We start from the raw sequence: 15197 nt of genomic DNA, 5'->3' as shown, positions 1-15197 counted from the left end.
AAGATCGCAGCCTTCGGCAGCTCTTGCAGGGAATGTGTTTCCTGTAGGAGCTGCCGAAGGCTGCGATCTTTTGCTTTTGTGGTGGAACTCAAGCGTGCCCGCGCAGCCATGCGTCAATCATCGAACGCAAATGCCCGCCGGAAAAACTGCCGAAATGCCCGCCATGCACAGTGCGGATCGGCAGCGTCTGCAAGCGCCGCAGGCTGGCGGCGTAATCCTGCAGATCGGAGTGGTAGGCGTCTTCGATCAGCGGCCCGTCGTAGATGATGTCGCCGCTGAACAGCGTTTCGGTCGCCGCTTCATACAGGCTGATGCCGCCCGGCGAATGCCCCGGCGTGTGCAGCACTTGCAGCGTGCGGTTGCCCAGATCCAGTACATCGCCATCCTCGACAAACCCGGTGGCTGGCGCAGCCTTGACCCGGTATTCGGCGTAGCACAGCGGACAGTCCGGATGCGCCTCGAACATGTCGTCGCCGACGAAGGCCCGGCTCAGGTCATTCTCGCCGTCCGGCGCGGCGAGGATGTCGGCCTCGGCGCGATGCACCAGGCGTTCGGCGAATTCGTGATGCCCGGCGATGTGATCGAAGTGGCAATGACTGGCCACCGCCACCAATGGCCGCTCGGTAATCCACGGCAATTGCTCGCGCAGGCTGACCAGCCCTGAACCGCTGTCGAGCAGCAGATCCTTGTCGCGGCCCTGGATGTGCCAGAGGTTGCAGCGATAGAACGGGCGGATGTACGGCTCGTGGATCAACCGAATGCCATCGCTCAGATTCTGAACTTCAAACCATTGATCGCGAGAAACAATCTTCATCAATCATTTTCTCCAGGCGAAAAAAACGGGTGTGGCAACCGACGCCACACCCGTCGAAGAAAGCATCAAGTCGTTACGTAAAGCTTAGATCGCGCTCGCCACCGTCGCCGGGCGAGGGGAGACCAGGCTGACCACCACAAAACTCACCAGGCCCACAGCCAGGCTGTAGTAGATCGGCGTGTTCGCATCCAGACCGTCCTTGAACATGAACAGCAGCGCGGTGGCGAAACCCAGGCCCATGCTGGCAATGGCGCCGGCGGTGGTCGCACGTTTCCAGAAGATCGCGCCGATCAGCGGAATCAGCATGCCGCCGACCAACAGGTTATAGGCCAGGGTCAGGGCGCTGATCACGTCATTCACCACCAGCGCAATACCCAGTACCACGACACCGGTGAGCAACGTGAACAGGCGGTTGACGCCTAAGCTCGACTGTTTGCCGCCGCGCAGTTTCGGCAGCAGGTCTTCGGTCAGGGTGGTGGCCGCGGCGAGCAGGCCGGCGCTGGCGGTGGACATCATCGCCGCCAGTGCCGCAGCGATCACCAGACCACGGATGCCGTCCGGCAGCGACAGTTTGACGATGGCGGCGAAGGCGTTGTTGACGTTGTCCAGATCCGGGATCAGCACGTGCGCAGCCATGCCGATCAGCGCGCAGGCCAGCCCGTAGAGGATGCAGTAGATACCGGCGATGCTGCCGGCGTACTGCGCGACTTTGGCGGTCTTGACGGTGAACACCCGTTGCCAGATGTCCTGACCGATCAGGATGCCGAAGAAGTAGATCATGAAGTAGGTGATGATCGTGTCCCAGCCGATGGTGGTGAAGTTGAACGCCGCTGCCGGCAGCTTCAGCACCAGTTCGTCCCAGCCACCGACGCGGTACAGGCAGATCGGCAACAGGATGAACATCAGGCCCACGGTCTTGATGATGAACTGGACGATGTCGGTGAGGGTCAGCGACCACATGCCGCCGATCGCCGAGTAGATCACCACCACGCCACCGCCGAGCAATACCGAGATCCAGAAGGGCAGGCCGAACAGCACTTGCAGCACGGTGCCGATGGCGAGGATCGAGGTCACGCCGATCATCAGCGCGTAGGCCAGCATGATCGCCGCGCTCGCCGAGCGGGCCATCGGGTTGTAGCGTTTTTCCAGGACTTGGGTAACGGTGTAGATCTTCAGTTTCAACAGCGGTTTGGCGAGGAACAGGTTCAGCGCGACGATGCCGCAACCCAGTGCCGCGCACAGCCAGAAGCCGGAAATGCCATGCACATAGCCCAGACGCACGGTGCCGACGGTGGACGCGCCACCGAGCACGGTCGCGGCCATGGTGCCCATGTACAGGCTCGGGCCCAGGTTACGCCCGGCAACGAGAAAGTCCTCGTTGGTCTTGGCCTTGCGCATGCCGTAGTAGCCGAGCAACAGCATGCCGGCGGCGTAGATGAGGACGACGAATAAATCCAAAGCCATGATGGCGTGTCTCCGATTGTCTTTTTTATGTGGAACGCTGAATCGAATGCCTCTCTGTGGCGAGGGAGCTTGCTCCCGCTGGGCTGCGAAGCGGCCCCAACAGCTTCATTGCGACTGCTGCGCAGTCGAGCGGGAGCAAGCTCCCTCGCCACAAGAACTCCAATCCTTCAAATTTTCTGTGTGAATCAGGCCGCCTGGCGCAGTGCCGATTTTGCTTGCGCCGCCGCGCCTTGACTGCGCGCATCCTGCGGTCCAAATACCTCCCGCGGTTCCGGGAACAGGCTCAGCAGTGTCAGGTACACCACCGACGCCAGACCCAGCGTCACCGGCAGGCTGATGTCGATGCCGCCGGCCATCTCGCCCAGCGGGCCGACGAACTGCCCCGGCAGGTTGACGAAGCACAGGCCGACCGCCGCGCTCGGGATCCATGCACCCAGACCACGCCAGTTCCAGCCGTGGTTGAACCAGTAGCGTCCGCCTTGTTCGCCGCGTGTGAACACTTGCAGGTCATCCGGGCAGTAGAAGCCGCGACGCACCAGCAGGCCGATGATCATAATCACCATCCACGGGGTAGTGCAGGTGATGATCAGCACGGCGAAGGTCGACACGCTCTGCACCAGGTTCGCCGCAAAGCGCCCGATGAAGATGAAGGCAATCGACAGCACGCCGATCAGCAGCGTCGCCTTGACCCGCGACAGCACCCGTGGGAACACGCTGGACATGTCCAGCCCGGTGCCATACAGCGAGGTGGTGCCGGTGGACATGCCGCCGATCACCGCAATCAGGCACACCGGCAGGAAGAACCAGCTTGGCGATACCGCCAGCAGGCCGCCCACGTAGTTGTTCGCCGCGATGTAGTCCGGCGCCTTGATCGCGACGATGGTCGCGGTGCTCAGGCCGAACAGGAACGGAATGAACGTGGCGATTTGCGACAGCACCACGGCGGCCATGATTCGCTGCTTGGAGGTGTCACGCGGGATGTAGCGCGACCAGTCGCCGAGAAACGCACCGAAGGAAATCGGGTTGCTCATCGCCACCAGCGCCGCGCCGATGAACGCCGCCCAGAAGCCCGGTTGCCCGAGGTTCACGGTGCCTGCGTAGTTGACGTCGAAAGGACCGGCGAAGGCGAAGATGCCCAGCAGGAACAACAGGCTGGCGCTCCACACCGCGATCTTGTTCACCCACAACAGAAAGCGGAAGCCGTAGATGCACACGGTCAGCACCAGAATCGCGAACAGACCGTAGGCCAGGCCCAGGGTCAGGTCGGTTTCCGGCAGACCGATCAGGCGTTTCGCCCCACCGATCAATGCATCGCCCGAACTCCACACCGAGAGCGAGAAAAACGCGATGGCGGTCAACAGCGACAGGAACGAGCCGACGATCCGCCCGTGCACGCCGAAGTGCGCCCCGGAGGACACGGCATTGTTGGTGCCGTTGATCGGGCCGAACAGGCCCATCGGGGCGAGAATCAGCGAGCCGAGCAGCACGCCCAGCACAATCGCCCAGACACCGGCCTGAAACGACAGGCCGAACAGTACCGGGAAACTGCCGAGCACGGCGGTGGCAAAGGTATTGGAACCACCGAAGATCATCCGGAACAAGTCCGTCGGGCCTGCGGTGCGTTCGTGGTCCGGGATCTGTTCGACTCCGTGGGTTTCAATTTGCGTAAGGCTTTGGTCGTTGTTGTTGTTATTCATGATCTGCTCCGATCATAAAGGCGCGCTCATCGTGCGTGAGCGTCACCCGTTTGGCTAAGGGGATGGCAGCCCTTCCGGCATTGCGGACAAATGTTCGTGGCAGGCCAGCCAATGGCCTTGTTGTTCTAGGCTCGACGCTTGTTTCCTGAAAACAATCGTCTCGCGCTCCTGGCTGAAATGTTGCTCCCCTTGCATGCGCAGCTCGGTGGCCACGTCATGGATAAACACCGCCACGTCACCTTGCAGGCTGACGAAGGCGTTGCTCGAAGTGCACGACAGCACTTCAAAGCCATCCTCGGCGCGCCAGCTGTCCCACAAGGCCTGATAGGCATCGCGCGACAGCAGCGGCTGTTCGAGGGTGTAAAACACGAAACTCGCATCGGCGCTGAACGCGCCGAAATAAGCTTCGCGATCGTTGCGAGCGAAGGCGGACACCAGATCGGCAGCCGCTCTCAGAACCTGATCACGTTCGTGCATGGCCGAACCCTCAGCGGTGGACCACGCCCGGCAGTACGCAGAGCATTTCGTACAGCAGGTTGGCGGCCAGCAGCGAGGTGTTGCCGGTGGTGTCGTAAGCGGGCGAGACTTCTACCAGATCGCAGCCGATCAGGTCGAGGCCCTGACAGCCGCGAACGATTTCAATCGCCTGAATGGTCGTCAGACCCCCGATTTCCGGGGTGCCGGTGCCTGGCGCCCAGGCCGGGTCGATACCGTCGATGTCAAAGCTCAGGTACACCGGGCCGCCACCGACTTTCTCGCGCACTTCGGCCATCAGCGGGGCCAGCGATTTGTGCCAGCACTCTTCGGCCTGCACCACGCGGAAACCCTGATCGCGGCTCCAGTTGAAGTCGTCAGCGGTGTAACCCTGCGCGCGCAAACCAATTTGCACCACGCGGTCGCAGTCCAGAAGACCTTCTTCGACGGCGCGACGGAAGGTCGTGCCGTGGGCGATCTTCTCGCCGAACATGTGATCGTTGACGTCAGCGTGGGCATCGATGTGCACCAGACCGACCTTGCCGTGCTTTTTATGGATGGCACGCAGGATCGGCAGGGTGATGGTGTGGTCACCACCCAGGGTCATCGGGATCACGTTGTGCTCGAGGATGTTGTCGTAGGCTTCTTCGATGATGCGCACGGCGTCGAGCAGGTTGAAGGTGTTGATCGCCACGTCACCGATGTCGGCAACCGACAGCGAGTCGAACGGCGCGGCGCCGGTGGCCATGTTGTACGGGCGGATCATCACCGATTCGGTGCGGATGTCGCGCGGCCCGAAGCGGGTGCCGGGGCGCAGCGAAGTACCGATGTCCAGTGGCACGCCAACGAAGGCAGCGTCCAGGCCGGCAGCGGTCGGTACATGGGGGAGTCGGAGCATGGTGGCGATGCCGCCGAAGCGCGGCATTTCGTTGCCGCCCAGTGGTTGGTGAAGAATCTTGTCCACGGGTAGGGCCTCATCGTCTTTGTTTTATTTATGTCGGCGCACCGTCGAGCACAGGTTCGGACGCCGCTGTGGGGCCGATTCTGCGAAATGTAGTGCGGCGGAAGAATCGCTACGGGCAAAAACTTAGTTCAGATTTTTCTAAACTAATGGTCAGGCCCGGGATAGACTCTTCGGGCATGTATTGATGAAACTGTGGCGAGGGAGCTTGCTCCCGCTGGGCGGCAAAGCCGCCCCAAAACCACACGACTCGGTACACCTGATCAACTGTATTTGCCGGGTTTGCGACTGCTTCGCAGCCGAGCGGGAGCAAGCTCCCTCGCCACAGGGGATGTGGTGTGGTGCAGCGTTCTACGCACCTGTGATCCTTGTTTGTGGAGTACCTGATGGCCAACGCTTTACCCGACCTGAAACTATTGCGCATCTTCGTCAGCGTGGTCCGACATCAGGGCTTTGCCAACGCGCAGCAGGAACTCAACCTGTCGACCTCGGCGATCAGCACCTACATGAGCCAGCTCGAAGCGGCGCTTGGTCTGGTGTTGTGTCATCGCGGACGGGGCGGGTTCAGCCTGACCAGCAAGGGCGAGCTGTTCCATCAGGAAACCCTGCGCCTGCTGGCCGAACTTGAAGGTTTCGAGCAATACGCTGCTGCACTCAAGGGCGAACTGCGCGGTACGCTCAATCTCGGGGTGATCGACTCCACCGTCAGCGACAAGGCCTTGCCGTTCGCCGAAGCCATCGGCGCTTATAGCCAGGAGCACCCGGCGGTGCATTTGCACTTGTCGGTGATGAGCCCCTACGAACTGCAACTCGGTGTGCAGGACAACCGCCTCGATCTGGCCATCGGCGCGTTCTCCACGCGCATGAGCGGCCTGGTGTACATGCCGCTGTACCGCGAGCAGCACTGGCTGTATTGCAGCAGCCGCCATCCGTTGTTCCACGAGCGGCGGATTCCCGAGCAGGTCATCACCCAGCAACGCATGGTCGGCCGTGGTTATTGGAGTCAGGCGGAACTGGCGCGCCACGGTTTCAAACACAGCGCGGCGACCGTGGAAAGTATGGAGGCACAGCTGATTCTGGTGCTGTCCGGCGCCTACATCGGCTACCTGCCGGAGCACTACGCTCAGGCCTGGGCCGACAAAGGAGACTTGCGCGTGTTGCTGCCGGCGACCTTCGGTTATCAGGCGCCGTTTTCGATGATCATGCGCCGGGGCCGCAGCCGCGAACCGCTGATCCAGACCTTCCGTGATTTGCTCAAAGCACAGCTCAATCAGGCCTGAAGAACATGTCCAGACCCCAATGCCCGCGCTGCCTGCGCCCACAAACTCACTGCCTGTGCTCGCTGATCCCGCGCCTCGACAGCCGCACCCGCGTTCTGCTGTTGCAGCACCCGAGCGAGGTTAACCATGCGTTGAATACTGCGCGGCTTGCGGCGCTGGGGTTGACCAATGCCGAGCTGATTGTCGGCGAGGTGTTCGAGGACTTGCCCGCGCTGTTGAACCGGCCGGGGTATCAGGCGCGATTGCTGTTTCCCGCCGACGATGCGCAGCCGCTGCAGGCTTACCGTGAGTCCGAAGAACCGTTGTTGCTGGTAGTGCCCGACGGCACCTGGCGCAAGGCGCGCAAGATGCTTCATCTCAATCCGTTGCTGGCGGCGTTGCCGCGGGTGACGCTGGCGGCGGGCGGGGTTTCCCGGTATCGGCTGCGCAAAGCGCCGGGGCCGGGGGCGTTGTCGACGATTGAGGCGATCGTGCAGGCGCTGGAAACTCTTGAAGCGCCGACCACGTTTGCGCCGTTGCTCAAGCCGTTCGAGGCGTTGATCGAGGGGCAGATTGCGGCGATGGGGGAGGAGGTTTTTCAGCGCAATCATGGCGACAGATAGTTGATGTCTGGGCTGGCCCCATCGCTGGCAAGCCAGCTCCCACAGTGTCCGTGTCGAACACAAAATCTGTGAGCACCTCAGAACCTGTGGGAGCTGGCTTGCCAGCGATGAGGCCAGTCAATTCACCACCAGATCCAGAAACTTCTACCGCTCACGCATCGCCTCAGTCCTGGCTTTGAGCACCGGTTTCAGCAGGTAATCCAGCACACTTTTCTCCCCGGTAATAATGTCTACCGTCGCCACCATCCCCGGGATGATCAGCAGCGGTTTCACATCGCCGCCCAAGTGGTTTTTATCGGTGCGCACCTGAATCAGGTAGAAGCTGTTGCCCTTGTCATCGGTAATCGTGTCGGCGCCGATCAGTTCCAGTTTTGCGCTCAGCCCGCCGTATATCGTGTAGTCGTAAGCGCTGAACTTGACCATGGCTTTCTGGCCCGGATGGAGGAACGCGACGTCTTGCGGACGCACCTTGGCTTCGATCAGCAGGTTGTCCTCCAGCGGCACGATTTCGACCATGTCGCTGCCCGGCTGCACCACGCCGCCGATGGTGTTGACCTTGAGCTGCTTAATGACCCCGTGCACCGGCGAGGTCACGGTGGTGCGGCTGACGCGGTCGTCGATGGCGATGCTCGAGGCGGTGATTTTCGACAGGTCGGTGCGTTTCTGATTGAGGTCTTTGGCCGCGTCGGAGCGGAAGGTCTGTTCCGATTCGTCAATCTTGCTCTTGATCTCATTGATCGCCGATTCCGCCCGAGGAATCGCCAGGGTCGTCGCATTCAGCGAACCGCGAATCTCCACCGCGCTGCGCTTGAGTCGCAGGATTTCCACTGGCGATACGGCGCCGGTGCCGACCAGAGGCGACGACATGTTCATCTCTTGTTGCAACAGCGCCAGGCTGGAACTGTACTGACCTTGCTTGGAACGAAACTCCGCCAGTTCCTGAGTTTTCTGCCGCAGCTGTTCAGTGAGGGTGCGTTGTTCGCTGGCCAGTCGACGCTGGCGCTGGTCGTACAACGCACGTTCGTCTTCGGCCACTTGTGGCGCCTTGCTGACGACTTCGTCCGAGAGTTTCATCGGCCGCCCTTCGGCTTCAGCCGACAAACGTTCGACCTGCGCCATCAACGCATAACGGTCGGCCTCGCTCTCGCCCTTGTTCGACAGAAACCGCGTGTCATCCAGGCGCAGCAACTTGTCGCCCTTGTTCACCATTTGCCCTTCACGCACGAAAATCTCGGTGACGATCCCGCCCTCGAGGTTCTGGATCACCTGGACCTTGCTCGACGGAATCGCCTTGCCTTCGCCCATGGTCACTTCTTCAAGCACGGCGAACTTGGCCCAGACCAGCGCACTGATCAACAGCGCCGCCGCCAGCCACACGGTGATCCGCGACCAGCGCGGCGAATCCTGCAGTGCAGCGCCGGCGGTTTCCGGCATGAACTCGGCTTCGGCGCTTTTGCCGAAACTGTCGAAGTAGCCGCGCTCTTTCGAAGATGAAGCTGACATGCGGCGATACCCCTCACTCAAGAGAAACAGGTCAACACAATCCTTGTGGCGAGGGAGCTTGCTCCCGCTGGGTTGCGAAGCAGCCCCAAAGATCTTGTGGGCGCTGCGCACCCAAGCGGGAGCAAGCTCCCTCGCCACAGAAAGTAGGTGGCCACAGGTTTATGTTGCATCAACTAAACCGCCGCCGAGCCGACGCGGCCCTTGCGCAGTGCATCGATGACCGCTTCTTTCGGGCCGTCGGCGACGACCCGGCCGTTGTCCAGGACCAGCAGCCGGTCCACCAGGCTCAGCATCGAGGTGCGGTGGGTGACCAGCAGCAGCGTCTTGCCTTGCACCCAGCCGTGCAGCTTCTGGCGCAGCAGGTCTTCGCTGCTGTTGTCCATGGCGCTGGTGGGTTCGTCGAGCAGCATGATCGGCGGGTCGAGCAGCAGCGCCCGGGCCAGCAACACCGCTTGGCGCTGGCCACCGGAGAGCAGTTGTCCGCGCTCGCCCACCGGCCGGTCGAAACCTTGCGGATGCTGCCGCGCCAGTTCGGTAACGCCGGTCAGTTCAGCGACTTCGAGCATGCGCGAGTCGCTGATGTAGCGGGCGCCGAGGGTCAGGTTGTCGCGCAGGCTGCCGGCCAGCAGGGGCAGGTCGTGGGCGACGTAACCGATTTGCTGGCGCAGGTCGGCGACATCCAGTTGCCGCAGGTCGAGGCCGTCGAGCAGCAACTGGCCTTCCTCGGGTTCATAGAAGCCCATCAACAGCCGCGCCAGGGTGCTTTTGCCCGAGCCGCTGCGACCGATGATGCCGATCCGCTCGCCGGGTTTCATGCTGAAGCTGACGTTGCTCAACGCCGGTGCATTCTGACCGTTGTAGTGAAAGGTCACGCCACTGACATCCAGCGCACCTTGCAGCTGTGTGCGTTCCAGTGGTCGCTGTTTGCCGTCACGCTCCTGTGGCAGGCCCATCAGCGCGTCGGTGCTTTTCATGGTCAGTTGCGCTTGCTGGTAGCGGGTGATCAGCCCGGCGATCTGTCCCAGCGGCGCGAGCACCCGGCTGCCGAGCATGTAGCTGGCGACCAGCGCACCGACGCTGAGGTTGCCGGCGATGATGCTGTAGACCCCGGCAACAATCGTCGCCATCCCCGAGAACTGTTGGATGAACAGTGTGCCGTTGGTCGCCAGCGCGGAGAGGTTGCGCGCATGGCTGTCGAGGCGGGTGAGGGCGCCATGGGTGCTTTCCCATTTGTGCTGGCGCTCGCTTTCGGCGCTGCAGGCCTTGAGGGTTTCCAGGCCGCCGAGGGTTTCGATCAGCAGCGCCTGCCGCTCGGCGCCGAGGCTCAGGCTTTTCTGCACGGTGTCGCGCAGGCGCACCTGAATCGCCAGGGCAAAGATGATCGTGATCGGAAACGCCAGCAGCGGAATCACTACCAGCCAGCCGCCGAGCAGGCCGATCACCACCAGCATCAACACCACAAAGGGCAGGTCGATCAGGCTGGTCAGGGTCACGGCGGTGAGGAATTCGCGCAGGCCCTGAAAGTCATGAATGCTCTGGGCGAAGCCGCCGATGGTCGCCGGCCGCGCCTTCATCGCCATGCCGGTGATGCGTTCAAATAAAGTCGCGGAAAGGATCACGTCGGTTTTCTTGCCGGCGGTGTCCAGCAGGTGCGCGCGCACCACCCGCAACACCAGCTCGAAACCGGTGCCGATCAACAGGCCGATCGCCAACACCCACAGGGTCGAGGTGGCCTGATTCGGTACCACGCGGTCGTAGGTCTGCATGACGAACAGCGGCACCATCAGGCCCAGCAGGTTGATCAGAAAACTGGCGAGGATCGCATCGCTGTACAGCCATTTCGACAGCTTCAGCGTGTCGCGAAACCAGGCGTGGACCCGCGGCACCAGCGGTGAACGCAAGTCTTCAAGTTCGTGGCGCGGACGCGCGAACAAGGCTTGACCGCTGTAGTGCTCGGCCAGTTCTTCGCGCTCGACCCATTGCTCGCCGCCATCGGCTTCGCTGGGCAGGATCAGCGCCTTGCCGTCATCGCCAAAACGCCGCAGGACGGCGGTGCGCCCATCCTTGAGCAGCAACAGGATCGGCAGATTCAGCGCAGAAACATCCTTCAGTTCACGCCGCAACAGGCGCGCCTGCAAACCGGCCCGGGCCGCTGCACGGGGCAGCAGGTCAAGGCTCAGGCGTTGCTTGTTCAGGGGCAGCCCGGCACTCAGGCTGGCGCGACTGACCGTCGCGCCGTGGAGCTTGCAGAGGATCAACAGACCGTCGAGTAACGGGTCATCGAAGCTCAGCCGCGGATCGATCCCGGTGTGTCCGCCTTCGGCCATGCTGGTCATATTGATCGCCCCTGTAATGACTGGTCCAACCTTGTGGCGAGGGAGCTTGCTCCCGCTTGAGTGCGCAGCACTCACAAAATCTTCATCGTTGAACGTTTTTGGGGTCGCTGCGCAACCCAGCGGGAGCAAGCTCCCTCGCCACAAGGGATCGTGAGACTTACTTCAGCTCAGGCAGGCGCGCTTCGTTTTTCACCTCGGTCGCCGCGATCGCATCCGCCGGCAGCACCACCCGTTGCTTGCTCAGCAACTGGCCCATGTTCGCCAGCACGCGGTACATCGAATATTCCTCGGTGTAGCGGATTTCGGTGTAGCGGCGGTTGGCGTTGTAGAGCTCGTTTTCACTGTCGAGCAAGTCGAGCAGGGTGCGTTGGCCGAGGCCGAACTGATCCTGATACGCCGCGCGCACGCGTTTGGTGGTCTCGGCGTATTCACGGGCGGTCGGGGTCTGTTTGTTCGCGTTGACCATGGCGTTCCAGGCCAGGTGGATGTTCTCGTTCAACTGGCGCAGGGCGTTGTTACGAATGTCCATCGCCTGGTTGATCTGGTGCGCATCGGACGCCAGTCGAGCCTTGTCGCTGCCGCCACGGAACAGGTTGTAGTTCATGATCACGCCCACGCGCCATTCGTTGTCGTGGCCCTCATCGCCTTGCACGTTGTTGTTCGCACCCACCGCCGCTTCGGCATCGAATCGAGGATAGAACGGCGACTTGGCAACTTCGTACTGGCTCTCGGCTGACTGCACGTCCGCCTGCGCGGATTTCAGGTACGGGTTGTTCTCGACCATGCTCTGCTGGGCTTCCGGCAGGCTGGTGGGAATTTCGCCGCGGGTCGACGGTGGCGCTTCGAGTTCATCGGGCATGCGTCCGACCACGGCGTAGAAGTTCGATTCGGCGTCGGCCAGATCGACTTCGGCGGTGTCGAGGTTGTTTTGCGCCAGCGCCTTACGGGCGACCGATTGATCGGAGTCGGCGGTACTGCCGATGCCGCGTTGGGTGCGCAGGCCGATCTGATCATTCACGCGCAGGTGCGCTTGCAGGTTGTTCTTGGCCAGGGTCACCAATTCGCGCCGCTTGAGCACTTCTAGGTAGACCTCGATGGTGCGCAGCGCCAGATCCTGGGCGGTGCCTTGCGCGTAGTAGGCGCGCGAGTTGGACACGCCCTTGGTGCGCTCGACTTCGTTGGCCGTGTTGAAGCCGTCGAAGATCATTTGTCGCAGGCGCAGTTCCGACTGGGTGTAATTGAGAATTTCGGTGTGGTGATTACCCAAAGCCCGGGTATTGGTGTTGTCGCTGTAGCCGCGCCCGTAGGCGGCATTCAAGTCGACGGACGGATAGAAGCCGCCCTTGGCCACTTTCACTTGCTCATCGGCCGACAGTTTGGCGTCCACACGCGAGGCGAGATCCGGGTGGGTGGCAATGGTGCTCTGGATTGCTTCGGTCAGGTTCATGGCCTGGGCTTGAGAAGTGCAAGCCATGGCCAGCAAAACCGCGCTGCAAAGGGGGGTTAAAACGCGCATGGGGTGCATCTCCCTGGTCCTGATGGTGTGTTACTGTCGCCAAATATTTGACGATAATTTAAGGTGTAAGCGTTTCACTCTTGTAACAACAGAGCTAAGAACATCCTGAAGCGTAGCTAAGAAAAAATTTTCATAAGGCTTATGCCGAAAAAAACTTATGCGCTTGGCCAAAATCGGCACATTGTTCAGGACGAAAGCCTTTGTTTATGCGCTTCAGGGAGCACGGAGAGGCTTGAGGAAAGTTCCATTCACTTTGCGACATACGGCGAAGTAATGCTGAAGGGGAGGGACGCGTAGCGGCAGATGGGTGACGGTTTTTTGTCACCCGGGTGATTCACCACCGTTACGTAGCGCTAGTGGGTTTGCGGCATCAATCAGGATTGCGCAGTGCTTGAAAGCACCGACCTTTCCTTGTTTGCGCTACCTGCGAAACGAACTGTCGAGGTGCGAGCGTCACCCCGGCAACCCGCTTGAGCCATGGGCGTGCTTCGCGAACCAGTGCCGACGGTGTTCGGCAGCGGAGGAGTTTCACATGGCAACGCTCATCGGGATCGTCACTAAAGTCATTGGTCAGGTTTTTGCTCAAGGCACCGACGGCACTCGCCGCGCTTTGGTCGAGGGCGACCGCTTGTTTGCCGGCGATCAAGTGATCACCGGCGCAGAAGGCGCTGTCGCCATTCATTTGCAAAATGGCCACGAACTGACCCTGGGTCGCGACAGCAGCATGACCCTTTCCGGGCAACTGCTGGCCAATCAGGCGGTGCATGTCGACTCCCCTGAAGCGCTGACGCCGAGCGAAGCACAGCTGACTGACGTCGAGCAGATTCAGAAAGCCATCGCTGCCGGCGAAGACCCGACCAAAGCCGCTGAAGCCACTGCTGCGGGCCCGAATGCGCCGACTGGCGTGCCGGGCGAGGCGGGCGGTGGTCACAGCTTTGTGTTGCTGACTGAAGTCGGTGGACGAGTGGATCCGGTCATCGGCTTCCCGACCGCCGGTTTCAATGGCATTCCCGAGTTTCCCGAAGAGCGGCATAACGCGGTGATCGACAATGGCAACAACACGCCGATCGTGCCGCCGCCGGTCAACAATCCGGTGACGCTCAGCGGCCTCGCGGTGCCGGGGGGCGAGCTGACCCTCAACGAAGCCAACCTGCCCGACGGCTCCTCCTCCAACCCCAGCGCGCTGACTCAGAGCGGCAGCTTCACGGTGTCGGCGCCGGACGGCTTGAGCAGTCTGAACATTGGCGGCATCAGCGTGATCAGTGGCGGCGTGGCGGCGGGTTTCCCGCAGTCGATCACCACGCAACTGGGCAACACCCTGACCATCACCGGTTACAACGCTGCGACCGGGGTCGTCAGTTACAGCTACACCCTCAACGGCAATGACGCCCATCCGGCCGGTGACGGCGCCAACAGCCTCAGCGAACATTTCACCGTGACTGCCGGTGACAGCAATGGCGACAGCGCCACCGGCTCGCTCGACGTCAACATCATCGACGACGTGCCCAGAGCGGTGAGCGACAGCAACGCCAATACCGCGTCGGAAACCCTGCTGACCCTTACCGGCAACGTGCTGACCAACGATGTGCAAGGTGCTGACCGCGTGCCCACCGGGCCTGTGACTGCGGGCACCTTCACCGGCACTTTCGGTACGCTGGTGTTGAATGCCAATGGCACGTACACCTACACCCTGAACACCAGCGACGCGGATTTCAAAGCACTGCACGGCGGCGGTAACGGCACAGAGACGTTCACTTACACCATCACCGATTCGGACGGTGACACCAGCACCGCGAATCTGGTGCTGCAGATCCACAACAACGACGATCCGGTGGTCATCAGCGGCCTGGACGTGAACGGCGGCGAGCTGACGGTTTACGAGAAAAACCTCAGCACCGGCAGCGCCCCTGATGCCAACGCGCTGACCCAAAGCGGCACCTTCACCATCACTGCACAAGACGGTGTAACCAGCCTGACCGTGGGCGGCATTGCCGTGGTTACTAATGGTGTGGCTGCAGGCTTCCCGCAATCGGTGACCACGCCGCTCGGCAGCACGCTGACCATCACCGGTTTCAACGCAGCTACCGGTGTGGTGAGTTACAGCTACACCCTCGACCACAACGACGCCCATCCAACTGCCAACGGCGCCAACAACCTGCCCGAGCAATTCGCCGTCACCGTGGTGGATGACAACGGCACCACTGCCAATGCGACCCTCGACGTCAATGTGATCGACGACCTGCCCAAAGCGGTGAATGACAGCAACACGGGCACGGCGTCGGAAACCACGCTCACGCTGACCGGCAACGTGCTGACCAACGACGTACAAGGCGCCGACCGCGTACCGACCGGCCCGGTCACTGCCGGTACCTTCAGCGGCACCTACGGCACCCTGGAGCTGCACACCGACGGCACTTACACCTACACGCTCAACCCGACCGATGCCGACTTCAAGAATCTGCACGGCGGCGGCAATGGCACAGAGACGTTCACTTACACCATCACCGATTCTGACGGCGATACCAGCACCGCGAATCTGGTGCTGCAGAT

At 61.6% G+C, this 15197-nt stretch carries 11 protein-coding genes; 3 read left to right on the top strand and 8 right to left on the bottom strand.

Translation table 11 applies throughout. The features are described 5' to 3' along the window. Positions 1–88: 88 nt before the first annotated feature. The 5 genes from OC71_RS14105 to speB form a co-directional block, all read right to left on the bottom strand. Entirely contained in the window at positions 89–814 is a 726-nt protein-coding gene (locus OC71_RS14105; RefSeq protein ID WP_041070226.1) for an MBL fold metallo-hydrolase, read from the bottom strand. Between the two features lie 84 nt (positions 815–898). After that, positions 899–2278, bottom strand: coding sequence for a sodium:solute symporter (locus tag OC71_RS14100; RefSeq protein WP_041070225.1), 1380 nt, complete (start codon positions 2276–2278; stop codon positions 899–901). A gap of 185 nt (positions 2279–2463) precedes the next feature. Further along, positions 2464–3975 carry a cytosine permease gene (locus OC71_RS14095; RefSeq protein WP_041070224.1) on the bottom strand — a complete coding sequence of 504 codons (1512 nt, stop codon included), beginning with the start codon at positions 3973–3975 and terminating at the stop codon, positions 2464–2466. A gap of 54 nt (positions 3976–4029) precedes the next feature. Beyond that, positions 4030–4452 carry a nuclear transport factor 2 family protein gene (locus OC71_RS14090; RefSeq protein ID WP_041070223.1) on the bottom strand — a complete coding sequence of 141 codons (423 nt, stop codon included), beginning with the start codon at positions 4450–4452 and terminating at the stop codon, positions 4030–4032. Positions 4453–4462: 10 nt separating this feature from the next. Continuing rightward, positions 4463–5413: an agmatinase gene (gene speB / locus OC71_RS14085; protein WP_003222717.1), complete on the bottom strand. Its 951-nt coding sequence runs from the start codon at positions 5411–5413 to the stop codon at positions 4463–4465. 383 nt (positions 5414–5796) lie between these two features. Between speB and OC71_RS14080 the strand changes: the two genes are divergently transcribed. Both OC71_RS14080 and OC71_RS14075 read left to right on the top strand, forming a co-directional pair. Next, positions 5797–6690 (top strand): LysR family transcriptional regulator, encoded by an 894-nt coding sequence (locus OC71_RS14080; protein WP_041070221.1) that lies wholly within the window; start codon positions 5797–5799, stop codon positions 6688–6690. 5 nt (positions 6691–6695) lie between these two features. Next, on the top strand, positions 6696–7292 hold the full coding sequence (locus tag OC71_RS14075) for a tRNA-uridine aminocarboxypropyltransferase (protein WP_041070219.1): 597 nt from the start codon (positions 6696–6698) through the stop codon (positions 7290–7292). Between the two features lie 144 nt (positions 7293–7436). On the opposite strand, the gene OC71_RS14070 is transcribed toward OC71_RS14075, so the two are convergent. From OC71_RS14070 to OC71_RS14060, 3 genes are all read right to left on the bottom strand, one after another. Next, positions 7437–8795, bottom strand: a complete 1359-nt coding sequence (locus OC71_RS14070; protein WP_041070217.1) for an HlyD family type I secretion periplasmic adaptor subunit — start codon at positions 8793–8795, stop codon at positions 7437–7439. Positions 8796–8968: 173 nt separating this feature from the next. Next, positions 8969–11131 (bottom strand): type I secretion system permease/ATPase, encoded by a 2163-nt coding sequence (locus tag OC71_RS14065; RefSeq protein ID WP_041070215.1) that lies wholly within the window; start codon positions 11129–11131, stop codon positions 8969–8971. Between the two features lie 157 nt (positions 11132–11288). Then, entirely contained in the window at positions 11289–12647 is a 1359-nt protein-coding gene (locus OC71_RS14060; RefSeq protein ID WP_041070213.1) for a TolC family outer membrane protein, read from the bottom strand. Positions 12648–13179: 532 nt separating this feature from the next. Here OC71_RS14060 and OC71_RS14055 point away from each other — a divergent pair. Further along, positions 13180–15197: retention module-containing protein (locus OC71_RS14055; protein WP_041070211.1), on the top strand; the 2018-nt coding region annotated here is incomplete at its 3' end.

The organism is Pseudomonas sp. W15Feb9B (genome assembly GCF_000828175.1).
Taxonomy (GTDB): Bacteria; Pseudomonadota; Gammaproteobacteria; order Pseudomonadales; family Pseudomonadaceae; genus Aquipseudomonas; species Aquipseudomonas parakoreensis.
The sequence above is the reverse complement of the archived record's forward strand: the minus strand, read 5'-3'. Positions and strand labels throughout refer to the sequence as shown.

Excerpts from the sequence above, each read along its gene's own strand:
- OC71_RS14105 (WP_041070226.1), bottom strand. The coding sequence starts at position 814 with ATGAAGATTGTTTCTCGCGATCAATGGTTTGAAGTTCAGAATCTGAGC.
- OC71_RS14100 (WP_041070225.1), bottom strand. The coding sequence starts at position 2,278 with ATGGCTTTGGATTTATTCGTCGTCCTCATCTACGCCGCCGGCATGCTG.
- OC71_RS14095 (WP_041070224.1), bottom strand. The coding sequence starts at position 3,975 with ATGAATAACAACAACAACGACCAAAGCCTTACGCAAATTGAAACCCAC.
- OC71_RS14090 (WP_041070223.1), bottom strand. The coding sequence starts at position 4,452 with ATGCACGAACGTGATCAGGTTCTGAGAGCGGCTGCCGATCTGGTGTCC.
- OC71_RS14080 (WP_041070221.1), top strand. The coding sequence starts at position 5,797 with ATGGCCAACGCTTTACCCGACCTGAAACTATTGCGCATCTTCGTCAGC.
- OC71_RS14075 (WP_041070219.1), top strand. The coding sequence starts at position 6,696 with ATGTCCAGACCCCAATGCCCGCGCTGCCTGCGCCCACAAACTCACTGC.
- OC71_RS14070 (WP_041070217.1), bottom strand. The coding sequence starts at position 8,795 with ATGTCAGCTTCATCTTCGAAAGAGCGCGGCTACTTCGACAGTTTCGGC.
- OC71_RS14065 (WP_041070215.1), bottom strand. The coding sequence starts at position 11,131 with ATGACCAGCATGGCCGAAGGCGGACACACCGGGATCGATCCGCGGCTG.
- OC71_RS14060 (WP_041070213.1), bottom strand. The coding sequence starts at position 12,647 with ATGCGCGTTTTAACCCCCCTTTGCAGCGCGGTTTTGCTGGCCATGGCT.